The 24,696-nt window shown below is 50.1% G+C and carries 16 protein-coding genes; 5 read left to right on the forward strand and 11 right to left on the reverse strand.

Going from position 1 to position 24,696, the window contains the following annotated elements; all coding sequences use genetic code 11:
* Positions 1 to 48: 48 nt before the first annotated feature.
* Positions 49 to 1,587 carry a sugar ABC transporter ATP-binding protein gene (locus GA565_RS04530; RefSeq protein WP_152197516.1) on the reverse strand — a complete coding sequence of 513 codons (1,539 nt, stop codon included), beginning with the start codon at positions 1,585 to 1,587 and terminating at the stop codon, positions 49 to 51.
* A gap of 273 nt (positions 1,588 to 1,860) precedes the next feature.
* Here GA565_RS04530 and GA565_RS04535 point away from each other — a divergent pair, with 273 nt between their 5' ends.
* Together GA565_RS04535 and GA565_RS04540 are read left to right on the forward strand one after the other, a co-directional pair.
* Complete coding sequence (locus tag GA565_RS04535) at positions 1,861 to 2,673, forward strand: IclR family transcriptional regulator (protein ID WP_055781966.1); 813 nt, start codon at positions 1,861 to 1,863, stop codon at positions 2,671 to 2,673.
* A 485-nt stretch (positions 2,674 to 3,158) separates the two neighbouring features.
* Positions 3,159 to 5,594 (forward strand): glucose/quinate/shikimate family membrane-bound PQQ-dependent dehydrogenase, encoded by a 2,436-nt coding sequence (locus GA565_RS04540; RefSeq protein WP_152197517.1) that lies wholly within the window; start codon positions 3,159 to 3,161, stop codon positions 5,592 to 5,594.
* A gap of 146 nt (positions 5,595 to 5,740) precedes the next feature.
* On the opposite strand, the gene araC is transcribed toward GA565_RS04540, so the two are convergent.
* From araC to GA565_RS04575, 7 genes are all read right to left on the reverse strand, one after another.
* Entirely contained in the window at positions 5,741 to 6,616 is an 876-nt protein-coding gene (gene araC, locus GA565_RS04545; protein WP_152197518.1) for an arabinose operon transcriptional regulator AraC, read from the reverse strand.
* 39 nt (positions 6,617 to 6,655) lie between these two features.
* Positions 6,656 to 8,677 (reverse strand): beta-galactosidase, encoded by a 2,022-nt coding sequence (locus GA565_RS04550; protein ID WP_152197519.1) that lies wholly within the window; start codon positions 8,675 to 8,677, stop codon positions 6,656 to 6,658.
* A gap of 14 nt (positions 8,678 to 8,691) precedes the next feature.
* Positions 8,692 to 9,924, reverse strand: coding sequence for an oligosaccharide MFS transporter (locus GA565_RS04555; protein WP_152197520.1), 1,233 nt, complete (start codon positions 9,922 to 9,924; stop codon positions 8,692 to 8,694).
* Between the two features lie 213 nt (positions 9,925 to 10,137).
* A complete protein-coding gene (locus tag GA565_RS04560; RefSeq protein ID WP_370518090.1) occupies positions 10,138 to 11,391 on the reverse strand; it encodes a cytochrome c in 1,254 nt (417 codons plus the stop codon).
* A gap of 14 nt (positions 11,392 to 11,405) precedes the next feature.
* Positions 11,406 to 13,175, reverse strand: coding sequence for a GMC family oxidoreductase (locus GA565_RS04565; RefSeq protein ID WP_152197522.1), 1,770 nt, complete (start codon positions 13,173 to 13,175; stop codon positions 11,406 to 11,408).
* Between the two features lie 48 nt (positions 13,176 to 13,223).
* Positions 13,224 to 13,949 (reverse strand): gluconate 2-dehydrogenase subunit 3 family protein, encoded by a 726-nt coding sequence (locus tag GA565_RS04570; protein ID WP_193311874.1) that lies wholly within the window; start codon positions 13,947 to 13,949, stop codon positions 13,224 to 13,226.
* A 520-nt stretch (positions 13,950 to 14,469) separates the two neighbouring features.
* Positions 14,470 to 15,492 carry a LacI family DNA-binding transcriptional regulator gene (locus GA565_RS04575; RefSeq protein ID WP_226950908.1) on the reverse strand — a complete coding sequence of 341 codons (1,023 nt, stop codon included), beginning with the start codon at positions 15,490 to 15,492 and terminating at the stop codon, positions 14,470 to 14,472.
* Positions 15,493 to 15,652: 160 nt separating this feature from the next.
* Between GA565_RS04575 and GA565_RS04580 the strand changes: the two genes are divergently transcribed.
* Positions 15,653 to 15,910 (forward strand): tautomerase family protein, encoded by a 258-nt coding sequence (locus GA565_RS04580; RefSeq protein WP_226951017.1) that lies wholly within the window; start codon positions 15,653 to 15,655, stop codon positions 15,908 to 15,910.
* An 80-nt stretch (positions 15,911 to 15,990) separates the two neighbouring features.
* On the opposite strand, the gene fhuE is transcribed toward GA565_RS04580, so the two are convergent.
* The gene (fhuE, locus tag GA565_RS04585; protein ID WP_152197526.1) at positions 15,991 to 18,213 is read right to left on the reverse strand and encodes a ferric-rhodotorulic acid/ferric-coprogen receptor FhuE; all 2,223 of its coding nucleotides are present in this window, start codon (positions 18,211 to 18,213) and stop codon (positions 15,991 to 15,993) included.
* A gap of 370 nt (positions 18,214 to 18,583) precedes the next feature.
* Here fhuE and GA565_RS04590 point away from each other — a divergent pair, with 370 nt between their 5' ends.
* Together GA565_RS04590 and speF are read left to right on the forward strand one after the other, a co-directional pair.
* The gene (locus tag GA565_RS04590) at positions 18,584 to 18,985 is read left to right on the forward strand and encodes a cupin domain-containing protein (RefSeq protein ID WP_152197527.1); all 402 of its coding nucleotides are present in this window, start codon (positions 18,584 to 18,586) and stop codon (positions 18,983 to 18,985) included.
* Between the two features lie 790 nt (positions 18,986 to 19,775).
* Complete coding sequence (speF, locus tag GA565_RS04600; protein WP_152197528.1) at positions 19,776 to 21,938, forward strand: ornithine decarboxylase SpeF; 2,163 nt, start codon at positions 19,776 to 19,778, stop codon at positions 21,936 to 21,938.
* A gap of 68 nt (positions 21,939 to 22,006) precedes the next feature.
* Here the strand turns inward: speF and GA565_RS04605 are convergent, their stop codons facing one another.
* Complete coding sequence (locus GA565_RS04605; protein ID WP_152197529.1) at positions 22,007 to 23,371, reverse strand: hypothetical protein; 1,365 nt, start codon at positions 23,369 to 23,371, stop codon at positions 22,007 to 22,009.
* A 220-nt stretch (positions 23,372 to 23,591) separates the two neighbouring features.
* On the reverse strand, positions 23,592 to 24,671 hold the full coding sequence (gene mltC, locus GA565_RS04610; protein ID WP_193311875.1) for a membrane-bound lytic murein transglycosylase MltC: 1,080 nt from the start codon (positions 24,669 to 24,671) through the stop codon (positions 23,592 to 23,594).
* Positions 24,672 to 24,696: the final 25 nt, after the last annotated feature.

The following is a 24,696-nucleotide window of genomic DNA, read 5'->3' on the forward strand; positions in this document are numbered from 1 at the left end:
TCTTATTAAACGCTTAGCCAGACAGAATCAGTAGAGTGAAAGGTTTAATCAGGATGTTGGAACGGTTTCCCCGGTGCTGGCAGAGGCCAACTCCAAAAGATTGGCAAACGAGACGCGCTCATTTTTGAGCTCGCCCACGACTTTGCCGCGGTTGAAGACCAGGGCACGGTTGCAGATGTGCGCTATCTCTTCGAAGTCAGTGGAAATAACCAGCACGGCCACGCCCTCTGCCAGTGATTTGTTTAACAGGTGATAGATTTCGGCACGGGCGCCAACGTCAACGCCGGCGGTGGGGTCTTCGAGGATCAGCAGCGGTGCGTTGAGATTCATCCAGCGCGCCATCACCACTTTTTGCTGATTGCCGCCGGAAAGGGCGCTGACGGTGGTGTTAACGTCTTTTGGACGGATATCGAACAGCTGTACTTTCCACCAACTCGCGCCCGTTTCCTCGCGATTGCTGTAGCGCGAGAACAGTTTGTGCCCCGCGGTGCAAGGATTAAGAAACAGATTCTCTCTTACGCTCATGGTCATCACCAGGCTCTCCCCTGTGCGGTCACCCGCCACCAGTGAAACGCCTCTGTCGATTGCCTGAGCCGGTGTTGTGACGTCGTAGGGTTTATCTCGGAAAGTAATGCTGCCGGCATTTTTGTCGCGCAGTCCGAAAAGCAGTCGGCCAATCTCTTCCTGTCCGGCTCCGCGCAGTCCGGCCAGCGCCATCATTTCACCCGGCTGTAGCGAAAATGAGACTGGGCCAATTTCGCCAACGGATACGTCTTTTAATTCTAAAACGGCAGGCTTGTTGACGGGCAACGGCTCACGCTGATCGTCATCGACGCTTTCGCCGACGATCATGTGTACTAAATCGCGCAGGGAATAGTCAGCGGTTTTACCGCCGGCAACGTAGCGTCCGTCTCGCATGACGCAGACGCTGTCGGCAATCTCTATCACTTCGTCCAGGCGATGAGTGACATAAATCATGCCGACTTTTTTGGCGCGCAGGCGGTTAATTACGGCAAACAGGTGCCGCACGTCATTGGCGGGCAGCGAGGCCGTTGGCTCGTCCAGCACCAGCAGTTCGGCATTCACTGCCACCGCGCGTGCAATGGCCAGCAGTGACTTTTCAGTACGAGAAAGTTCGAAAACGCGGGCGTCTGGATCAAGCGCAATACCGACGTCTTTCAACGCATCCAGAGCACACTGACGAATCGCTTTCCAGTTAATCAGCCCCATTCGACGTGGAAAACCCATCACCAACGCCATATTTTCGGCAACGGTCATCCACTCGATCAGGCCGAGATCTTGATGGATAAAAGCGATCGGCTGCTTTGAACCACTTTTAAGCTCTGCCGCCGAGCCGATGCTGTTCCCCTGAAATAAAATTTCACCGCCGTCGCGCTGATAAACGCCTGCCAGTACTTTTATTAGCGTCGACTTGCCTGCTCCATTTTCACCGAGCAGGGCCAATACTTCCCCCGGAAGGACCTGCAGGCTGACATCGTTTACCGCGACGTTGCCCCCGAAGCGTTTGACGATATGGTTGAGAGAGAGAATGGGCCGATCGTTGCCTGGATAATTGTCGTTTTGCATCTTTACGCCCTTATGAACGCCATGCTGGTTTACCGGCAAAATGGAAAGTGCTGAACGTCTGGTCTACTATCACACTGCATATTTCAATATGCGAAACCTGATTTCAAAAATACTATGCGGTTTGTGCGGAATAATCAAAGATGTGGGTGATTTTATTTATGTTAAAAATCATAATCTTAATTATTATGTTGCTTAAATGTGACCGGTAACACACTTTCACCTCAGTGCGAAAAGGGTGATAGTCTTGGATTTTGGATCCTGAGGAAACGCGGAATGAATCTCACCACGCTTGAAGACGAAAAAAATAAAAAAGAGAAACCTTTGGGCAGCCAGAGTTTGTTTAGAGGCCTTCAGCTGATAGAGATACTGGGTAATTTCCCTAATGGTTGCCCGCTGGCGCACCTGGCTGAATTGGCCGAAATGAACAAGAGTACGGTTCATCGGCTGCTACAAGGGCTTCATGCCAGCGGCTATGTGACGCCTGCGCCGTCGCCGGGCAGCTATCGATTGACGACGAAGCTGATTTCAATCGGTCAAAAAGCCTTGTCGTCACTCAATATTATTCACGTGGCGGCGCCACATCTTGAGCAGTTAAATCTGATCACCGGTGAAACGGTGAACTTTTCGACCCGTGAAGACGATCACGTTTTGCTGATTTATAAGCTTGAACCCACGACCGGCATGATGCGCACTCGCGCCTATATTGGTCAGCACATGCCACTCTACTGCTCGGCGATGGGCAAAATCTTTATGGCCTATGAGAAGAGCGAGTTTGCTGCCCATTACTGGCTTAACCATGCGGATGAAATCCAAACCTTCACTCACAATACCATCACCGAACTGCCGAAAATGCACGAGGAGCTGGAAGATATCCGCCGGTTAAAACTGGCGATGGACCGAGAGGAAAATGAGCTGGGTGTATCCTGCGTGGCAGCACCTATTTTTGATATTCATCAAAAGGTTAAATACAGTGTGTCTGTTTCTCTGCCGACCGCCAAGCTTAAGCACGTGGGGTCAAAAGCGCTGATTGATGCCGTTCAGGATATTGCGGGTCGCATCTCGCAGGAGATTGGGTTTGTTTCTTAAGCATTGTATCTAGCGATAGTTGACGTTTTTGAACCTGCAAGATGGCAAACGGCATTGATGCAAGGCAAATGAACCGCTGGATTCAATGGTTCATTTGATTAACATTTTGTTTCTTCTGATGCTTTATATTGGTTTAATTGCACTCAAATTTTCTATTTTAACCGTTTTTCCTCTCCGATTTTTTAATGTGTTACTAAATAACCTCTTACTTTAAAGGTCTATCCGTTACACCTCCCACATTTATTTCTTTTATTCGTGCTTTGTTAACGCTATGAATAATGAGATTTTTTATGGTGGTGTTGTACTGATTTGTTAATAAATTGGTTGAAAAGAGTTATAGCATTAACACTGCAATGAATCAGGTGGTACAATACTGCGTTCACTTTTTGACTCAAAACTCATTATTTGGTCATGCTTGAGAAGACAGAAGTAACGATTACACTTTGTAATAACCATCAAAATTCATAATTTCGGAGAGTGCCTGTATGTCTGGATTACATTCCCAGTCGAGTCCCATACTCAGGCTATGGTGCTGTATTTTAGGAGTTATTCTTACCGTTAGTGGTTTATTCTTTGCCATTGAAGGTGGGAAGTTAGTTTCACTCGGCGGCAGTGGGTATTTCTTGATTGCCGGTATCGTGATGGTGCTTTCTGCTATCCAATACTTCCGTGCAAAATCCTCCGCCGTTGTTTTATTTATTCTGGTGTTCTTAGGAACGCTTATCTGGTCCTTCTTTGATGCGGGTTGGGATTTTTGGCCACTGGTCTCTCGCCTGATGGTGCCGACCGGATTTATGTTGCTGGGCTTCGTGACCTGGCCGACCCTGCGTAAAAGAGAAGGCAAAAGATGTTTTGCCAAACTTTCCTATCTCTTCACCGCCGTGCTGGCAGTAGGCATGGTGGCTGCTCTGGTACAAATGTTCCAACCGCATCCGACCGTTGCCTTTAAAGGTGACGAGCTGCCTTTAGTGCCGGTTGATAAAGCGAAAGAGCAAAAAAATTGGGACAACTACGGCAACACCCCCGGCGGTGACCGCTTCGTGGCGCTGGACCAAATCAACCGCAATAACGTTAAAGATTTGAAAGTTGCCTGGACCTTCCGCACCGGTGATATCCCAATCAGCCCTGGCGGGAACGGCGCCGAAGATCAGCAAACTCCGCTGCAAATCGGCGATAAAGTCTTCCTGTGTACTCCGCACAACAATGTGATTGCGGTTGATGCCAATACCGGTAAACAAATCTGGAAGAATGAGGTTAACGCACAGGCTCAGGTTTGGAACCGCTGTCGCGGTCTGGCTTATTTCGATGCCACCAAACCTGTTCCTCAGCCTACCGTTCCGGGTTCAACGCCTGCTGCGCCCGTTTCTTTGGCTGCGGGCGACACCTGCCAACGCCGTATTTTGATGAACACCATCGATGCGCGCCTGATTGCCATTAACGCCGATAACGGTGAATTTTGTGCAGACTTTGGCAACAACGGGACCGTTGATCTGAAGGCCGGATTGGGCGAAGCCAGCGATCCTAAATATCAGCTTACCTCTGCACCTACGCTGGCGGGCACCACTGTGGTGGTGGGCGGTCGCGTCGCGGATAACGTACAAACCGATATGCCTGGCGGCGTGATCCGTGGTTTTGACGTGATAACCGGCCAAATGCGCTGGGCGTTTGACCCGGGTAATGCTGATCCAAACGCTAAACTGCAGCCCGGTCAGACCTTTGTTCGCAGTACGCCTAACTCCTGGGCGCCGATGTCTTATGACCCAGCGATGAACACCGTGTTTATGCCAATGGGCAGCTCGTCCGTTGACCTGTGGGGGGCAAACCGTAACGCACTTGACCACAAATATGGCGCCTCGGTTTTGGCTGTTGATGCCACTACGGGTAAGGAGAAGTGGGTATATCAGACCGTTCATAACGACCTGTGGGACTTCGACCTGCCGATGCAGCCGAGTCTGATCGACTTCCCGATGAAAGATGGCACCACGAAACCTGCGGTGGTTATTGGCGCGAAAACCGGGCAGATCTTTGTGCTTGACCGCCTTACTGGCCAGCCTTTAACAGAAGTGAAAGAGCTGCCGGTCAAGACGCGTAACATCCCTAACGAGCAGTATTCTAAAACTCAGCCGTTCTCGGTGGGCATGCCTTCAATCGGCAATGCTAAATTGTCAGAATCTGACATGTGGGGCGCGACGCCGTTCGACCAGTTGATGTGCCGCATTAGTTTTAAATCAATGCGTTATGACGGCCTGTTCACCGCGCCTGATACCGACAAGTCTCTGAGCTTCCCGGGGTCACTGGGTGGAATGAACTGGGGCAGTATGTCTATTGACCCGAATAATCATTACATCTTTGTGAACGACATGCGTCTGGGCCTGTGGGTACAGATGATCAAGCAGAACAACAATGCTATTGCTGCCAGCAACGGCGGTGAGTCTGTTAACACCGGTATGGGTGCTGTGCCGCTGAAAGGCACGCCTTATGGTGTTAACAAAGACCGCTTTATGTCTCCGCTGGGTATTCCGTGTCAGAAACCACCGTTTGGTACGCTGTCGGCAATCGACCTGAAAACGCAGAAAGTCGTCTGGCAGGTTCCGGCCGGTACCGTGCAAGATACGGGTCCGTTTGGTATCAAAATGCGTGTACAGATGCCGGTGGGTATGCCGACGCTGGGCGGCACTTTGGCTACCCAAGGCGGCCTGGTGTTTATCGCCGGTACGCAGGATTACTACCTGCGTGCATTCGATGCCTCTAGCGGTAAGGAAGTTTGGAAAGCGCGTCTGCCGGTGGGCAGCGGCGGCACGCCAATGAGCTACGTTTCACCGACGACCGGTAAACAATATATTCTTATCTCAGCAGGTGGCGCACGTCAGTCACCGGACCGTGGTGACTACGTCATTGCCTATGCGCTGGATAACAAATAAGGCTCAGGCCTCAGTAGAATGATCAAAGCCCCTGCAGGAAACTGCGGGGGCTTTTTTTATGGAAAAATCTGCAACCTTATTTTAGATAATAAAAAATAAAATCAATCAATTAATGTCTTAAATTTCAGTCGTTTTACCCGGTGGCATCAGATAGAGATCATCTGCTCGTAACGCTTTTTATACTGCCGCGGGCTGACGCCAATGTGGTGTCTAAAGATGCGAGAAAAATAGAGCGGATCCTCGTAACCGACCGCCTGTGAGACCTGCCCAATAGTGAGATGCGTTGACTGCAGCAGGTTTCTGGCGCGGATGACACGCTGCTTTTCCCGCCAGGAAAAGATTGTCTGATGCATCTCGTCTTTGAACAAATGCGCCAGACGCGAAGGCGATAAAAATACTTGTTCAGCCAGGTGCTCAATGGTCAGATCGTCAACAATATGCTCGGTGATGTAATGACAGAGGTTACTTATCCGCGGATCGAGGTTTTGATGATTGGATACGGGCTGTAGTTTGAAACTCGATATAATTAGCCGTTCAAGCGCGTTCATTGCCAATGCTTCGCTCAGTAAGTCATTACTGGCGTTCTGCTGAATAACTTCCCAAAAGCAGTCCTGAATGTGTGCAGATAACGCCGGATCGTTGAGGCTGGTAATGCCAATATTATCCTCTTGCCTGTCCCAACGTAACCAATCGAGCCAGTAGGGACGCGGATGGAAATAGATCCACAGGTGATCCCAGTGATCGCTGTTTTCCGCTCGACCATAATGGTGTGCAACGCCTGGCGGGAAAAGAAAAAGGTCGTTAATGCGGCTGGCAATAAATCGATTACCCGCTTTAATACGCCCCTCTCCTCGCAGCGTCATATGCAAAATATAACCTTTCATGCCGCCAGGTCGATTGATATAAAAATCGAGCTGGCTGGCACGCGATATCGGGGTATAACCGGCAACCAGGTAGGCATTGAACGTAAAACTTTTCATTAAGGGTGAATAGCTCACCCTCTCTTGCTGATTCAATTCCATCTTTTCTGCTCGCGTACCGGTTAGTTTAAGGATTGAGTACTAAACGTCCGATTGGTAAACACGCAGTCCCCAAGGTTCTATTTCCCCACGATGAGAGGAAAGCACATCATGGTCGCCCAACAGGCAAACGGCACCTTCGGGTTGTTGTATCGGCTGGATATCGGACGAATAGTTAAAATAGAATGTCAGCCTTTTGCCATTTTTACCTATAGCCTTTTTAACAATCACTGGGAAACTGTGAGCACTGTTACAGGATGCCAGTGGTTTTTTGTCGGCAAAGCGTAACACCAACTGTGAAATGACCTTTTTACTGCTCAGGCAGCCCATATAAATGGCTGATCCTTTTCCGTAGCGGGATTCGGTAATCGCTGCATATTTTCCCCAAACGGGATGCTGATAAGAAGCCAGCACCCGCACTTCCTCCGATTCATCCGGGGTTAATAACTCCATCCATAATTCGGCACAGTCCTCGGCACCTATCACAACGTCAGGAGAATGGCTGTTCAGACCCGTGTCCTGCGGCAGTGCAAACTGACTGTAGCTGACTCGGCAGCATTCACTGAGAATGCCCGGCTGTCGGCAGGTTCTGACTTTGACATTCTCGTCACTAAAACCGCTTTTGAAACCAATAAGAACCTGACCGCCGGCTTCCACATAGTGATTAATGCGTTTTAGCAGCGCGTCATCGGCGGCATAGAGCGCGGGAACCACGATAACGCGATAACGCGAGCAGCCTGCATCGACATCATTGATGATATCGACGGAGATATTGCTGTCGTAAAGCGCATCATAAAACCGGCGGAATACGTCGTTGTAAACGTTGCTTTTTGTGTCCCCAGGTTTGAACCAGTTTACGGCGTCCATCGCCTCATTGCTTATCAGAATAGCGACATCGTTTTCAATTTTGAGGCCGTCAAGCTCAGCCGATAAACGCGCCAGATCAGCACCAATAGTTTTGGCTTCCAGATAGGTTGGATTAGGCGAGAAGTCGTGGCTAAGTAATCCTTTCCAATAAGTTTCGAAAGAGTTGTGGATAGAGTGCCAGTGCCAGTACGAGACCATTTTTGCACCGCTGGCAATATGGCTAAAAGCCTGCAGGCGAAGCTGACCGGGGAAGGGCGTCCATTGTGCAAATCCCTGCGCTTCGGTTTCAAGCACCAAGTATCCGGCTCCCTGTTTTAGCGCACGGGTAATATCGCCGCCAAAAGATATTTCACGGCCGGTCAGCTGCGCCTGCGAGGGGTGATAAATATCGACACCGGCAACGGTCAGCGCCCTGGCGGCGGCAAAGTGATTGACCCGCGGTTGAACGCCGTAGGAGTAGCCGCGCCATTCAAAATCAAAGTTGTGGGTAATAAACTGGTCGGGGCGGGAATATTCCCCGACGATACGGCTTTGCCAGGCCAAATAATCGGTCACCGTTTGACGCTGAAAAGTTGAAAATGCGCAACCCAGGCTGGCGTTAATTGTTGAAGCCGCCGGAGGGAAATCCTCCCAGTTATCCATCCTGTTACTCCAGTAATCCAGACCAAAATCTTTATTCAGCTGGTCTATATTGGGGTAACGCTGTCGCAGGCTTTCGACAAATTTTTGCTGCATCACCGGCCCGACATTGTCGTAATGCTTGGTTTCATTATCTAACTGATAACCCACAATCGCTGGATGAGTATGAACGTGCTCAAGCAGAACCCGAATAATGTTTTCCGCGTAGCGCAGAAAGATTGGGCTAACGATATCCATAATCTGACGGCGGCCATATTTTTCCTGTCCTTTAACGGTAGTGACCATGACCTCTGGATGTTTTCGCGCCAGCCATGAAGGAATGGCGTAGGTTGGCGTACCGATAATGACGGCTATTTCCGCCTCATACATGGCGTTCAGCACCCGGTCGATATGATAAAAGTTGTATTCCCCTTCCTGCGGCTCCAGCGTGCTCCAGGTCGATTCTGCAATGCGAACGATATTAATGCCCGCCTCTTTCATCATGGCAATATCTGCTGCCAGCCGCTCCTGTGGCATATATTCATCGTAATAGGCCACACCATAATAAATTGTCGACATACTGCCTCCTGATATTATTCAGTTACTGTCTTTTGCTGAATAAAAGCGCGCGTTTTATCCAGGGTGAAATAAGAGATGAACGTAAATGACAATGCAATAAGCCCCAGCACCAGATAGCTGTCGGCAAAGCCATAGCTTTTATACATATGGCCAATGCCGCTAGAGAGGAATATTTCGCTAAAGCGTTTTGAAAACTGAAAACCAATCAAATAAACCGTTGCCGAAAGCCAAGGGTTGAAGTTTTTGGCAATATACTTAAGGCCGGCCACCAGGAATACTGAGCTTTCAAAGCCATGCAGCATTTTAACGGCGCTGATTGATATAGGGCCGATGGCGTAGGCTGACCCAATTATCCTCAGGCTCATAATCAGGCCGCAGTAGATAAGTGCATTTTTGGGACCAATTTTGTTCACAAACCACGGTGAAAAAAACATCACTACCGCATCAAGAAAAATTTGTGCGGTATAGAGATACCCAAAGACTTGGGCACCGCGTGCTTTGCTGGAAAAGAAGTGGCTGTAGTAAATCGCAAACTGCTGATCGTAGGTTTCATACACTGCGCCCACCCCGACCATATACAGTGCGAAGAACCAAAATTTACGCATTTTCATTAAATTACGTACATCTTCAAGTGTGACTGGCGTGCGTTTGGTACCCTCTGCCGCGTCTTTTAACGAAATGCGTGGGTTAGTTTTCCAGACAATAAATAACAGCAGAACGCCCGCCGCACTTGCCATCCAGAAAATATAATTCTGATCAATCCCATACAATATACCGGCCATAAAAGTGGCGATGGCCGCGCCGATACCGCCAAACATCCGGGCTTTGCCAAATTCGAATCCGGTCATGCGGCTAACTTTGTCGATATAAGCTTCACAAACTCCGCAGCCGGCACCAAAGGCAAAACCGATATAAATACCGCCGGCCAGTGCCCCGACAATAATGTTATATTTTAATAGCGGGGCAAACACCCAAATCCAATAAGGAGCAAATAGCGTAATAATAATCGCCAGCATCCACATCAGGTTTTTTCTAAAAACAAGTTTGTCGGCAATAAAACCGAAAGCGGGTTGTACGCAGACGGAAACGATGGCAGTAAATGAGTAAACAAGCCCGACGTCAGCATAATCAATGCCGATGGTATCGGTCAGCCATAATGAAAGATAAGGGTAGCAACTTCCCCATCCGATAAAGAAAAATAAGAAGAACAGGCAACACATGAGATAATTATTATCGAGTTTCAGCATGATTAACCTCTTTACCGCCCTTTTAGGATATCGAATTAACTTATCGCTAAAGGCGTCAATAAAGCGGTAAAGAGACGCTGCCAACATAGAAAAATCTGCTGCACCACACTGCTTTGTGAGCCAACTCACGCGGGTGAAGAGATATAAAAACGGCGCCCGATTAAGGGCGCCGTTAGGCAGCGGTAATACTAATGTTGGCAATCCATGGATTCGCTACGGTGCCAGCGTTTTTCTCACTTTACTCACGTCACCCGCCGTGACGGCTGGCGCCTTGTTGCTCCAGCCTTGACGAATAAAGGATGAAAGCTGTGCCACTTCGTCGTCAGACAAACGGGCCGCAAAGCCTGGCATTGCCAGTGTAGAAGGGGCGCGTGCGGTGGAAGGCTGTTGGGCACCGGCGAGAATAGTATGGATCAATCCGGTAGGGTCCTGCGCATTGACCACGGTGGCCTGATCCAGCTGCGGGAACACGCCCGGCGCGCCTTTACCTGTCACAAAGTGGCATGCGCCGCAGTTGTCGAGATACAGCCGCTCGCCCACGCTGAGATTTTTCGCCGTGGTCAACTTGGCCTCGGTGGCGCTAGCCGCCTGATTATCTTCTGCTGGTAGCGGAGGATTACCACCTAAAAACTTCATATAGGCCGCAATCGCTTGCAGATCGGCATCCGTCATATAGGCGGTGCTGTTCTCGACCACGGAGGTCATTTCGCCGCCCACGGCAGCTTTGTCGTTACGACCTTTGCCAAGATAATCAACTATTTCCTGCTCATTCCAGTGGGCCACGCCGCGCAGTGACGGAACGTCCCAGCCGTTGAGACTGCCACCAGACAAGAACTTCGCGTCGCTGCTGTCGAGCGCTTTTTCATTCATCCCTAAGCCGCGGGGCGTATGGCAGCTGCCGCAGTGGCCCAGCCCCTCAACCAGATAGGCACCTCGGTTGACCTCGGCCGATGCGCCACCGATAGGCTGGAACGGTTTGTCAGAGGTGAAGGCCCAGTTCCAGAATCGCATGCCCCAACGCTGGCTGAATGGAAAGCTCAAGTCCGTTTTCGGCGGCGCTTCTGCACTCGGTTTTACGCCCTGCATAAAATAGGTATACAGCGCGTGCATGTCCTCATCGTTGATTTTTGCATAATCGGGATAAGGCATTGCCGGGTAAAGCCGTGTGCCGTCGGGCAACACGCCTTTACGTACGGCGTCTGCAAACTGCCGTTCGCTGTAGTCGCCGATGCCATGCTCTTTATCCGGTGTGATGTTGGTCGAGTAAATCGTGCCTAAATCAGACTTTATTGCCAGACCGCCGGAAAAAGGTGTTTTACCCGCGACGGTATGACAGGCAGCGCAGTCGCCAAGACGCGAAACGTATTCACCCTGTTTAATTAACTGTGCGCTGTCAGCTTGCGCATGCGTCATAAAACCGGCACCGATCAACACAACGTTAGCAATACAAAAACTTCTAATATTCATCATTTTCATGTCACTTATACCTGTACCAGCGGGCCGGGATTTTTCAGATAGTGATCTTTAATCGCCTGAGCGGCCATCAGGGTAATTGCGCCGATGGTGTCGGTGGGGTTCGCCTGGAAGTTCTGCGGGAAGGCGTTACCGCCCGGCACAAATACGTTGTGCACGTCCCAGCTTTGCAGATACTTGTTCAGCGCCGACGTTTTTGGGTTATCACCCATTACCGCGCCGCCCACGTTGTGGGTCGATACGTATTTGGTCAGATCAAAGTGTGCATCCATCGGCAGGAAGCTTTCACTGTAGCTGTCCGGATTCAACTCTTTGGTAATATTGCCGACGATGCCTTTCAGATACTGCTGCAGTTTCAGCTCGTTCTCTTTCCAGTCAAAGGTCATGCGCAGTAGCGGCATGCCGTATTCGTCGTTGTAGTTCGGGTCTAAATCGAGATAAATATCGCGATACGACTGGCAAGTGGTGGTGATGCTTATTTTCATCGAATGGCCGTACCACTCTTCCATTCCCTCTTTCCAGCCGGTTCCCCAGGCGGGCGTACCTTTTGGCAATGAGGTGCTGATAGGCGTGCCGGTGGCCTGCGAGCTGTGAATTTTTGCTCCGCCGATGAAGCCTAATCCCGGACCGTCGTAGTTACCCGGTGAGATGTCATTGATCATCTGACCGGTAGCGCCTGCGGTGGCAAACGGATTAAAGTTTTTATCTTTGAAGAACAGCGTGGAGCCGCCGTTGCTCAGAAACGCATAGTTACGACCGACTACGCCTTCTTCGGTGATAGGGTTATAGGGCTTGCCGATACCCGACAGCAGCATTAAACGCACGTTGCAGAACTGGAAGCTGCTCAACACCACGATTTTTGCCGGTTGGAAGCACTCGTTGCCCTGTGCGTCCATGTAGATAACGCCTTTTGCGGTTTTTTTGTCGTCGTGCAGCACGACTTTCAGCACATTGGCATGAACTTCATAGGAGAAGTTTTCCATGCGCTTGAGGGCGTCCATCACTGCCGTTTGTGGCGACGCTTTGGAGTAGTTGAGGCATGGATATTTACTGCAATAACCGCAGTAGTTACAGGGCGCTATCTGATTGCCATACGGATTCGTCCAGGCGCGAGAAACGCAGGCTGAAGGGTTGGGGAACGGGTGATAACCCATCTTTTTTGCCACGTCGGCAAACATGCTGCTATTAAGGGTATCTTCTAGCGCAGGCAGCGGATAAGGCTCAGAACGCGGCCCTTCAAACGGATCGCCGCCCTCCATGATTTGGCCACGCAGATTGCCGGTTTTGCCCGACTGACCGCAAATGTGCTCAAACTTGGTGTAGTAAGGTTCAATCTCGTCCCAGGTGAACGGGAAGTCCATGATGCGCATGCCTTCCTGCAGAATTCCGGGTTTATACGCTTGGTCGGCATAGGTTTTAAGTTTTAAATCGGTAGGAGTAGGGCGAATTAATACTGCCGTCCAGTGCAGGCCCGATCCGCCCACGCCGGTGCCTGGCGCAAAAGCGCCCCATTTGCGGGTAGGTAATGCGGTTTCGCTCATGTTATAGCGCACGGTAACCGCGGCTTCTGCCGGGGTGGCCATGACCTTATTTCTTACCGCATAGGCGTATTCATCGGCCGGCTTAGGGTAGGCGAACTCCTCATAGCCGCGGTCACCGCCGCGTTCGAGTGCGCGCACCTTAAGGCCTGCCATAGCAAGCTCGATACTCATCAGCGAGCCTGCCCAACCGAGGCCGACGACAACGACGTCGACTTCTTCTTTTGTCACTTGTGCCATCATTAATCCTGTCAAATCATCAGAAAACGGAGAGAGGGTGCAGTCTGCTTAAGCGCGCGCGCCGGTGAGGCTGACGGGACCTAATGGATAGGGGATGTTGTGCTGCTTCACCCATTCCGTATAGCTGGCGCGTGCTCCCGGGAATCCGATGGCAATCCAGGCCTTCATGCCTTTGTTGCCGCCGTAAATGGGGTCTGCGAGGTAGCCGTGTTTGGTATCAGAAAGCAGTTCGCTAAAGAATTGCGAGGCCATCAGAGACGCCTCGCCCAGGTCTGCGAACTTGATACCGTTTTTCTGAAGCTGGGTCAGAACGCTGTCTTTGTCATTCTCTGAAAGATCATGAAAGGCTTTTTGATGATTCTGCTGGCACCAACTGTTTGCCAGACGAATGCCAATTTTGTAGATTTCCTGCGGGCGATAAGGCAGTTGATAACCCATTGTTGCGGGCGCATGCACGTTGAATGGTCCCTGCATGTAAATTTCGCTGCCGAATTCGCCGTGCATTTGCTGATCGATAAAGATAGGCACATTAGTTTCCAGTGCGCCCGGTGCTTTCCCTTTGCCCCCCGGCGGTATCAGGCGGTCAGCGGCAGACATAATAAATTGCCATTCTTCGGCGCTAAAAAAGACGGGTTTGTAGTCGAGCAGGTCCGGTGCCGCCATTTCAGCTGCCTGCGCCGCTGTTAATCCTTTGACCATGATGGCGCTAACCGGTAAAGCCATTATTGACCCGAGTAAAAACTTACGACGGGTAGTTTTCTTTTGAAGGAGCATAGCATTACGACTCTCACAGGCTTAAATGTTAGAAGGGGGTTAATTTTAATTATTGTTTGGGTACAAAATAATAATATCACCGTAACATGATAAATAAATGATTAAATTCCATGCTGTTTGTGTGTTCATCTTGTCTGATGAGTGAGTTTTTAATTTAAGTTGTTATTTTTCAGTTTGTTGCATTTTATTGATCATGCGGGGGAGTGGCATTTTTTGCTATAAATAAATCGATTAATCTTCTCTTTTATCAATTTTAAATTAACCTTTATTTGCGTATTAATATAATAACCAATGGAAATATCTTGTTGTTAAATGTTGGTTTTGTTCGCTAACATTTCTAACAAAATAATCAAATGAGATATTTTTCTATTTAATTAATTAAATATTCCCGACTTCTTTTAGGTAATAAATGATATTGAACATTAGGATTTTATTTGGCGGATAAGAGATATTACGGAAGGATATAAGATAAAGACCGCAGACTGATTGATAAAGTCTGCGGTTTTAAGATGCTTTTAAATCAGGCCGATTCGCGGACGATAAGAGAGAAACCGATATCGATAACGCTTTCGGCAACCTCGTGACCTTCGATTTTATCCGCCAACATGTTGGCAGCCTGCTGGCCAATTTTGACTTTATCGACGCAAATAGTGGTAATGGCAGGCCGGTTATGTGCCGCAAAGTTTAAATCAGCAAAACCGATAACTTTCAGGTCCTGCGGAACCCGTAAACCGCGCGCCTCGGCCTCCATGATTGCCCCCTGTGCCAGCGTGTCGGAGGTGCAAATGATGGCATCGAACGTTTTACCTTCTTCTATTAGCTGACTTAAGCCACGGCGTCCGACTTCCATATTGGCGGGCGCCGTGACGGTAATGTCGCGAATGAAGCACTCTGGACGGGTGCGTAAAACGTCGATCACGCCGTTCTTACGCACCTGTGCGCGACGGTCAGACGCACAGATGAGGCCAAATCGCGTAAAGTTTTGCTCGAGAAAATAGTGTGCGATGGCATGACCGATTTTTTCATGAGAGAAGCCGACCAGCATATCCAGCGGCGTTGGGGTCATATCCCAGATTTCTACCACCGGAATATTGGCGTTGAGGATCACTCTTTTTAGGTCTGAAGAGTGGTGGATCCCGGTCAGCACCATGCCGTCCGGCCTGCGGGTCAGCAGGGTAGAAACAATGTCGGTTTCAGACTCTGTGGTGTAACCGACAATACAGAGCAGCATGTGATAGCCGCGCAGAGCGAGCTCGTCACCAATCGCCTGCACGGTATCGACAAACATGTTGTTATTGATTTGCGGGACAACCACCGCGATCAGTTTGGTACGCTTGGTCGTCAGGCCACCGGCTAACATATTCGGAATATAGCCGGTGCTGTTAACTGCCTCCATCACCCGTGAAATGGTGCCGGGTCGCACCACCTTCGGATTGTTAAGCGCGCGACTCACCGTCATCGGCGACAGGCCGGCAGCTCTGGCAACGTCTTCAAGCGTTGGGGAGCGGGACTGATTTTTGTCAGGATTTCTATCGTTATTCACTGCTTTTTCCACTGGGGTTCCAGAAGCCGACACGCATTGAAAAGGAGAATGTTTGCGCAATCATTTTATATTTTGCACATAATATCCCTGTATTACGTTAGGTTAAAGTGTTCAATTATTGTTACTAAAATTAATGTGGTCGGTTAACGGCTAGTGTATTATTTTTAAACATTATTATTTTGATCCACGCGGGTCGAGACTTGCTTATCGGGAGAAAAACATGCCAGAGATCGTGGTTTATGCTGTAGAAGGGCGCTCTGATGAGCAAAAAGCCAAGTTGATGAAGAAGCTTACCGAGGCGGTAGTGGAATCTTTTGACGTCGATGCCGAGCGCGTGGTGGTGTCGATTGTTGAGACCAAGGCGGTCAATAAATCGCGCGGCGGTGTGCCCTTTAGCGAATTGAATAAGAAGCCATAATAGCCTGCCAGAACGCGTTGATTATTCCCCTCTACAAGCTGCCGACGATGGCACCTGTCCATCATCGGCAATACGCTTTATCAGAAGCTGTAACTCAGTGAAACTGAGGCGTTACGCGGTTCGCCATAGACGATGTAGTTGCTCAGGTTTGTGTAATACGTCTTGTCAAACAGGTTATTGACGTTGAGCTGGGCAGAGAGCTGTGGCGTAATCTGATAACGGGTGAACAGGTTGAAAAGCGCATAGCTCCCCTGATAGATACGCACATTTTCGCCGGATACACCGGTGGTGTCCTGATAGGTTCTGTTCTGCCAGGTCGCTCCACCGCCCACGGTAATATCCTGTGGGACCGGCAGTTTGTAGCCAGTGAACAGCTTGAACGCGGTGCGCGGCAGGTTAGTGCTCACGCCGTTGCCCTCCCCATCTTTAATGCTGTAAGTGGTGCCCCCGAAGGTTACCTTCAGATTATCGGTAACGGCGCCGTTAATCTCAAATTCGACGCCTTTACTGACGGTTCCTTGCGCCGCATAGTAGGCTTGGTCGGAGCTGCCTTCCACGAATTTACTGCCGTCTTGCTGGCCTAAATTATCCTGTTCGACGCGGAATACGGCCGCTGATGCAATCAGGCTGCCGTTGTACCAGTCAGATTTAACCCCCGCCTCGTAGCTTTTACCCTTGATAGGGTCCAGCAGTTTACCGTCAACGGTTTTGTAGTCCTGCGGCTGGAAGATTGAGGTATAGCTGGCGTAGGCCGACCAAGTTTCATTGATGTCATAAACCAGACCGGCATATGGCGTAACGTTATTTTTTTCGTAGCTGGAGCTGCCCGTGTAAATACCCGTCTCTTCGGCGCTCCATTGGGTGTAGCGCGCACCGACAATCAAACTGAGTGGGTCGGCGAGCGAGAAACGAGCGGCGCTGTAGGCGGACTTCTGACGAATAATTTCAGCAGAATAAGGCGTCATGGAATCCCAGTTGGCATCGGCCATTGAGCCGTCCCAGTCATTGAGATTGCCAATCTGTTCGGGGCTAAAGCTCGTCGTTGATGCGTTGTAACTGTTGTTTTGACGGCTGTACGTGACGCCGGCAATCAGCTCATGTTGGCGGCCCAGCAGTTGGAATGGACCGTTTGCCATCACGTCAACCGAGTCCAGCTTTCGTTTACCCTGATACCAGCCGCCATAGCCTGTCGCGCCGATGCCGGTAATTTTATCCGCGAAGCCGTCGATGTACATCAGCTTGGAATCAAAAGTGGTTTCGGAATGGGTGCCGTTTGCGCGAATGTTCCAGCCGTTGTCAAACTGATGGCTCAGATCGGCGAAGATTTTTTTGGAATCCACGTTGTAGTGCGCCCAGTTCGGTGCCGGATTGAAGCTGCGCGAGAAGGTGGTTTTGCTGCCGTCGGTGTACCAGGTGGGGATGCCACCCCAGGTAGAGCCGCGCACACGGCTTTGCTGATAGTCGTAGCCTACGGAAAGCTTGGTATTGTCGGTGATGTCGGCGTCAACCACGCCATAGATGAAGGCCTTTCGCGCCTTGTAGTTGTCGAGATAAGAATCTTTATCCTGATAACCGGCCACCACGCGACCGCGCACGGTGCCTGAATCGTTGAGCGGACCCTGCACGTCAACCACGCCCCGGCGCTTGTCCCAACTGCCATAAGTGCCGGTGACGGTGCCGGTCCAGGTTTTGCTGTCGGCGTGTTTGCGCACCATATTGACTGAGGCGGAAGGGTTACCCGCACCTGAAAGCAGGCCAGTTGCGCCGCGTACGACCTCAATGCGGTCATAAATTGCGGTATCTTCGGTGGAGTCCCCGAAGTTCCATGCACCGGTCACGTTGGTAGGTATGCCGTCAAAGGTGTAGTTATTGATTTCGAAACCACGGGCATAATACTGCTGACGTTCGCTGTCGGTAGTTTGGCTGTAAACGCCGACGGTTTGATCCAGCACTTCGCCAACGGTCTGCAGATTTTGGTCCTGCATGCGCTGTTGGGTTATTACACTGACCGACTGCGGTACGTCGCGTGGCGCCAGCGTCAGGCCAGTACCGGCCGTTGTGGTTTTAACCGCATACGCTTTGCCGCTATTTTCCGGCGTTGTGCCGTCAGGACTGTTGGCGGTGGCATCAACCACTAGGATGTCTGACTTTGGCGAAGTCGTTTCTGCGGCGTCAGAGTGATGGGCATATAACACAGAACCAATAAGAACGGTGAGCACCGAGAGTGTCGATTTCCACTGTGTTCGAACCTCTGCGGATTGGGTTGATTTTTTGCCACTGAACTTTGACGCGCGCACTAACATGACTTTCCCTTAAATGCCTAAAATCGTTTAATGGATTGATTTGACGAGTTTTATAATCTTAATAACCATGCGGGCTGATAAATTCTCACCCTTTTTGTTCTTATCATTTCCGTCGGCATAGGGGTAAGCCGACTAATGGATGCAAAGATTATCAATTAAATTTCTAAATACAAACGAAAATCATAATCATTTCTTATATCATTTGTCGTTTATCGATTTTATTCATATCTTTGAGCGGTATTCATAGGTTCATGCACACTAATGTGACTACACCTTGGCATTGAGAGCTGCTACCTTTCATGCTGGCTTCTTTTTAAATCAGCGCGTCATAACCCCCTTAATAGCGGTATCCCGCACCCGTGGAGAAAATATGAGTATAAAAATTATTGCCGCTGGACAGCAGCCAAGCAGCGCAGCGCCGAGCGAATATTTCACCGGGCAGGTGCGTATCGATTCGCCTTTTCAGGGCACTGGCTCGGCCCGCGTCGGCGGTGCCATCGTTACTTTCGAACCCGGTGCACGCAATGCCTGGCATACGCATCCGCTGGGCCAAACGCTGATCGTGACCTATGGGCGCGGCTGGCTTCAGGAGTGGGGCGGTGAAATTCAAGAGATCAATCAGGGCGATATTGTCTGGATCCCCGAAGGGGTTAAACACTGGCATGGAGCAACGCCCAACAATGCCATGACGCATATTGCCATCGCCGAGTCGCTAAACGGCAGCGCGATTGAATGGTTGGAAAAAGTCACTGATGAGCAATATAAGAAGTAATTCCCAACTCCCATTGGATAGGATTAACAGGCTTTCAAGTCGAGAATGGGCCTCAATCACGCTTGGCGTTTGCTATCAGCCAGCCGGAAGACGTCGAAATCAACGAAATTCTGTTCCGTCCAACCCGACAGGAATTGTGATAAAACCTTAGCTTTCATTAAGCTCCGCTGCGGGTGCTGGCTGCTGCATCCGGGCGGCGTTTCTCGACTTTTATCCCCTTAAAGCCCGCTGCATTTCCCCGCCCGCATCGTCCCTGAAATCAATCATTTTTTGACAAGGTTTGATGCTTGAACCCAAGGGTAAAAGGTGCGATTATTGCGCCGATTTATTTGCATCGCACAAGTTACTTTCTTTCTTCGCGACAGCTCAAGAGGGTTGCGGCACATGACCGTTTTATCAGATTGCACTTTCAGCCAGTGCCACAGAACATTGATGATGACGTCAGGGTGCAGTGACCGCTATAACGCCTGCTTTTCTCCCGTTGTAAATCCTTTCATGCGGTAAGGCTAGCCTTTGCTCGCTGTTAGGCATTGTTAAAAATAGAGCGTGACTCTGATTTTACTGATGTCTATCAGACGTGGCTAAGACCGGTAAATCGTTCTGTAACAGCTATGCTTTATACTAAGCCTTGCCTGATAAAACTCGGACATCACCCCTTAGCTAACGTCACTTTGCCGGGCCGGTCTCTGCGCGTGGATTATCCTGAAAGTTTCCTCCGCGTTAATTAACCTGCTCATTGCCGTGCCACTCTGGCACACCCTCTTACTTAACCGTTTGAGAGCCCTGTAATATGAAACAGTTAAAAATAGCAGCAAGCGCCTCCTTGGCATCCCATCTCGACACACCGCGCGGCGTAGTCAGCCTCGATAACGCGGACTATACCGACATTGCGGCAATAGTGATTTCCGTGGATGACCTTAATAACGGCAGGCTGGCGGACGTTGAAGCCTTGGGATTCAGCATCCCCGCGTTTGTTGCAGTACAGGGGGCGGAACAGGTTTCTCCAAACTTTTTGTCGGCGCTGAAAGGCGTTTTTGCGTTGGCCGATGCTAACCAGGCGTTTTATGCCGCCCAGCTTGAAGCCGCTGCCGACGAGTACGAGCAGGGCTTGTTCCCGCCGTTTTTCGATACCTTAAAAAAGTACGTCGAAATGGAAAACTCCACCTTTGCCTGCCCGGGACATCAGGGGGGCGAATTCTTTCGTCGTCATCCCGCGGGTCGCCAGTTCTTTGAATTCTTTGGCGAAAACATTTTTCGTGCCGACATGTGCAACGCCGACGTTAAACTCGGTGACCTGCTTATCCACGAAGGGTCAGCGAAAGACGCACAGAAACATGCGGCGAAAGTGTTCAGCGCCGATAAAACCTATTTTGTGCTCAACGGCACCTCGGCGGCCAATAAAGTGGTCACCAACGCTTTGCTGACCCGAGGTGATTTGGTGTTGTTCGACCGCAACAACCATAAATCAAACCATCACGGTGCGCTGCTGCAGGCGGGCGCGACGCCGGTATATCTTGAAACTGCACGTAACCCGTTTGGTTTTATCGGCGGGATTGATGCCGCCTGTTTTGACGAACGCTATCTGCGCAAGCAAATTCAGCAGGTTGCACCAGAACGCGCGGGTGAGAAACGTCCGTTCCGCCTGGCAATTATTCAGCTGGGCACCTACGACGGTACGGTATATAACGCCCGTCAGGTGGTTGAAAAAATTGGTCATCTTTGTGATTACATCCTGTTTGACTCCGCGTGGGTTGGCTATGAGCAATTCATTCCGATGATGAAAGAGTGCTCTCCGCTGCTGCTGGAGCTGGACGAAAACGATCCAGGCATTATTGTGACCCAGTCGGTTCACAAGCAGCAGGCCGGTTTCTCGCAGACCTCACAGATCCATAAAAAAGATAATCATATCAAGGGCCAGAAGCGTCACTGTAGCCATAAAAAACTCAATAACGCCTTTATGATGCACGCCTCAACCAGTCCGTTTTATCCGCTGTTTGCCGCACTTGACGTCAATGCCCGCATGCACGCCGGCGGCAGTGGAAAACATATGTGGATGGAGTGCGTCAAGCTGGGTATCGACGCCCGTAAAATGCTGCTCAACCAGTGTTCGATGATTCAGCCGTTTGTGCCTCCGACAGTTGACGGCAAGCCGTGGCAGGATCATGACACTGAAATGATGGCTAACGATGTGCGCTTCTTTGACTTTGTTCCGGGCGAGCGTTGGCATGCATTTGCCGGCTATGCCGAAAAGCAGTACTTCGTAGACCCGTGCAAACTGTTACTGACTACGCCGGGTATTGATGCCAGCAGCGGTAAATATACCGAATTTGGTATTCCGGCGACTATTTTGGCCAACTACCTGCGTGAAAATGGCATCGTGCCGGAAAAATGTGACCTGAACTCGATTCTGTTCCTGCTGACGCCGGCTGAAACTGAGTCGAAAATGCAGCATTTGGTGGCCGAAATCGCTCGTTTTGAGCGTTATATTGAAGAAGATGCTTTGCTGAGTGAAGTATTGCCGACGGTGTATCGTAAAAATGAAGAGCGTTATCGCGACTACACCATTCGCCAACTGTGTCAGGAAATGCACAATCTTTATGTCAGCTTCGACGTGAAAGAGCTGCAAAAAGAGATGTTCCGCGAGAAGGGCTTCCCGCAGGTGGTGATGAATGCACAAGACGCGCACAGCGAGTTTATTCGCGACAACGTCGAGCTGGTGCCAATCAGTCAGGCGGAGGGCCGTATTGCGGCAGAAGGCGCGCTGCCTTATCCTCCGGGCGTGCTCTGCGTGGTTCCCGGCGAGCTTTGGGGCGGTGCGGTTCAGCGTTATTTCATGGCGCTGGAAGAAGGTATAAACATTCTACCGGGCTTCTCTCCTGAACTGCAGGGCGTTTACGTCGAGAAAAAACCAGTGGGTTGGAAACGCGTAATGGGCTATGTGATCGCCGAATAAATCGGTTTTATGGGGCAGTCTCAAGGTTAAAACGGAGCTTTTTAGCTCCGTTTTTTTATTAATAAAAACTAGCAATCCGAGTCGTTCGGACTCTTTCTAGTGGCACGATGCCCGGCTACGGTTGCAACAAACAGTGGATAAAGCGTGCCCAGCACTCCAGACGTCAATATATCGTTGAGTTGAACTAAAGTCCTTTCGTCAAAATAGTGTGCAAAAGCGGTTTCCAATGAGGAGGCGGTCAGTATGGGGGTATTCATTAACGCCGTCCTGGCCGCCAAGGCATTAAAGAGCGTGTCGGAAATCTGCTGGCGATCCGGTAAACCGACCTCAAGGTGGTTACGTAACTCGGTGCCGGTTTGTAAGCTGTTCAATCCGCTGAACACCATAGCATCCAGTATTTCCCCCGGCGTATTCAGCCCCGCCCTAAACAGGTCGTTTATTACGGTATCTGTAAACGAGCAATTTTGTAATGCGGCGCCAGCGCCGGAAGGCGAGGCCAGATAAGACATGGCCGATGAAATGCCAATCTGATTGGGAATGTAAAGTGCTGCTGTACCGAGCGTGCTGCCAACGTGTACCTGTGTATTGTCACTGAGGCGAAAAAGAGATTGTCCGCATTCACGAAGCACGCTGTAGGCGTGGAAAGAGAGAAGCGTTGAGGCTAATCCTGCCAGTACGCCGGTTGTTCCCGCGGCAATCAGCGCTGCGCTCGAGATCACGACGTTAAATGCCCGTGCAAATTGCGTCACGGCGGTCGCTGTGCCTTGCATATAATCACGTATGCCGCCCCCCAGATTGAGCAGCAGCGGAACCGTTCCGGCAAACACTGCCAATGTCATTCGCGTCGTTTTATTGGCTGAGCAAGTCTCTAAGCCAGATTCAATAAAATAAGCCACCATTTGCCGCAATAGAGTAGGAATTGCCACGCAAATAACGCTTCGCAGGGCGATATTCTTGGTATTGTGCAAATATCTTGCCAGCCTCTCGTCATTTGAAAGCTGTAATACGTGCTTGAGTCGTGGCCAACAGCCTGCGCTACCGACTTCAGAATGAAGCGGCGTCAGGCCATTTTGGGCCAAAATATTCAGTGCCTGACACACTTCACGGTCAACAACGGGCTCACCTTCCATGATGTAATCGGTTAAGCCTTTCCGGAGATAAAAGTCTTCAACGGATGCCTGCGAGAATAATTCTGCAGACTGCATTTCGGCGGCTTGCAAAATGTCATCCAGAACTTTCAGGGTGCAATCGATTTCTGCATCAGGAGGCGCGTGCATGGCCTTAATCAACTCTCGGGTGAGGCCGTGGCTGCTCTGGGCCAGATCCAGGTAATCCAGGTTGCTGCTTGCTGACGTAGTTGACGGGGAAAGAGGGAAATTTTGAGCGGAAAGAGGGCGTTGAATAACCGGCAAAGAGAGTGGGTTTATGGGCATGTGACATCCGTAAAAAATTCACCGCAAAGGCAGTGGTTTTTGATTTAATTGGGAAAAAGGCGATAACTAACAGGTATGTGTTAAGGGTTGGTGCAATCAATAAATATAAGACGGTTTTACAGACTGATTTTCATAATTCGCTCAAAACTATAAAAATTGAACAAAAAAAAACGGAGATCCGCCAAGGTCTCCGTTTCATATGCTTCAAATTCCAGGCTGGCTAGTCGGTGCGACGATAGCTTTTCTGGGTATTGTTAACTTTGTAGAGATAACGACGCGATTCACCGGATGGATGACGGCTGACCAGCGTGTCGTAAACATCGCCCGGCGACATATTGTTAATCATGTTAAACGCCTGCGTTTTATCACTCGAGAAGACGCGAAGCACGCTTCCCGCACCGCCGTTATAGGCGGTAATTACCGCATAACGTCTCGAGGTCGGGTTAGCAATTCCGGCCAGGTAGGCGTTCTGCAAAATCGCCAGATACGCCGTGCCAGTGTTAATATTATTTGCTGGATCAAACAGGTAGCTTCTGCTTGGCTTGCCCCATTTCCCTTCCGATTTAAAGACGTCAGCGCCGGCCGAATGCTGTACTACCTGCATCAGACCCAAGGCGTCGGCATTGCTGACCGCATACGGGTTAAACGCAGATTCGGTTTGCATAATGGCTAAGATCAGTGACTGATCGACGCCGTATCTCGCGGCGGCTTCACGCACCAGCGGCAGATATTTATGCGCACGTTTGTCCAGGTGGTTTGGCACCATCTGAATGGTTACGGAGTAAATAATGTGCATGCCGGACTGGCGTTGTTGCAGTTTATACTGCAACAAATAGTTGGCGAAACTGGTCGCACGGCCCTGCCAGCGAATAGGTTGCCCGGTGTTGTCCAGTACCTGACCGTAAAGCATCGGTTCTTTACTGATTTGAATATCGTTGGCGTCGGAGTAAAGGTCTACGCCGCTGGCATCTTCGCCGACCAACAGGGTTTTCACTATCGCCTGACGCAGTTTGTCGGCAGGGTCGAGGCCTGAAATAGTCTCGATGGTAATAGTACCCGCCTCAAAGTTAATGTGGCTGCGGGTTTCATAAGCATCGCTGTATTTTACGTAGTCTTTTGGACCGGCGATCAGAACTTCATTCATGCCCCAGATGTTTTCAATATTGTGGGCAAATTGGCCCATCAAAATGTCAAAACCGTTGGTGTCTTTGACGTAAGCTTCGTTAAAAAGGTCTTTTTTATTGCTCGAACAGGAAATCAGTAAAGGTGCGATAACCAGCAACGCTAAAATTTTCTTCATCTTAATAGCCATATCGTGATGAAAA

This window comes from Rouxiella sp. S1S-2 (assembly GCF_009208105.1).
GTDB lineage: Bacteria > Pseudomonadota > Gammaproteobacteria > Enterobacterales > Enterobacteriaceae > Rouxiella.

Bases quoted from the DNA above. Each gene is read 5' to 3' on its own strand.
- GA565_RS04560 (WP_370518090.1), bottom strand. From the start codon at position 11,391: ATGAATATTAGAAGTTTTTGTATTGCTAACGTTGTGTTGATCGGTGCC.
- GA565_RS04605 (WP_152197529.1), bottom strand. From the start codon at position 23,371: ATGCCCATAAACCCACTCTCTTTGCCGGTTATTCAACGCCCTCTTTCC.
- fhuE (WP_152197526.1), bottom strand. From the start codon at position 18,213: ATGTTAGTGCGCGCGTCAAAGTTCAGTGGCAAAAAATCAACCCAATCC.
- GA565_RS04540 (WP_152197517.1), top strand. From the start codon at position 3,159: ATGTCTGGATTACATTCCCAGTCGAGTCCCATACTCAGGCTATGGTGC.
- GA565_RS04550 (WP_152197519.1), bottom strand. From the start codon at position 8,677: ATGTCGACAATTTATTATGGTGTGGCCTATTACGATGAATATATGCCA.
- GA565_RS04590 (WP_152197527.1), top strand. From the start codon at position 18,584: ATGAGTATAAAAATTATTGCCGCTGGACAGCAGCCAAGCAGCGCAGCG.
- speF (WP_152197528.1), top strand. From the start codon at position 19,776: ATGAAACAGTTAAAAATAGCAGCAAGCGCCTCCTTGGCATCCCATCTC.
- GA565_RS04530 (WP_152197516.1), bottom strand. From the start codon at position 1,587: ATGCAAAACGACAATTATCCAGGCAACGATCGGCCCATTCTCTCTCTC.
- GA565_RS04570 (WP_193311874.1), bottom strand. From the start codon at position 13,949: ATGCTCCTTCAAAAGAAAACTACCCGTCGTAAGTTTTTACTCGGGTCA.
- araC (WP_152197518.1), bottom strand. From the start codon at position 6,616: ATGGAATTGAATCAGCAAGAGAGGGTGAGCTATTCACCCTTAATGAAA.
- GA565_RS04535 (WP_055781966.1), top strand. From the start codon at position 1,861: ATGAATCTCACCACGCTTGAAGACGAAAAAAATAAAAAAGAGAAACCT.
- GA565_RS04555 (WP_152197520.1), bottom strand. From the start codon at position 9,924: ATGCTGAAACTCGATAATAATTATCTCATGTGTTGCCTGTTCTTCTTA.
- mltC (WP_193311875.1), bottom strand. From the start codon at position 24,671: ATGAAGAAAATTTTAGCGTTGCTGGTTATCGCACCTTTACTGATTTCC.
- GA565_RS04565 (WP_152197522.1), bottom strand. From the start codon at position 13,175: ATGGCACAAGTGACAAAAGAAGAAGTCGACGTCGTTGTCGTCGGCCTC.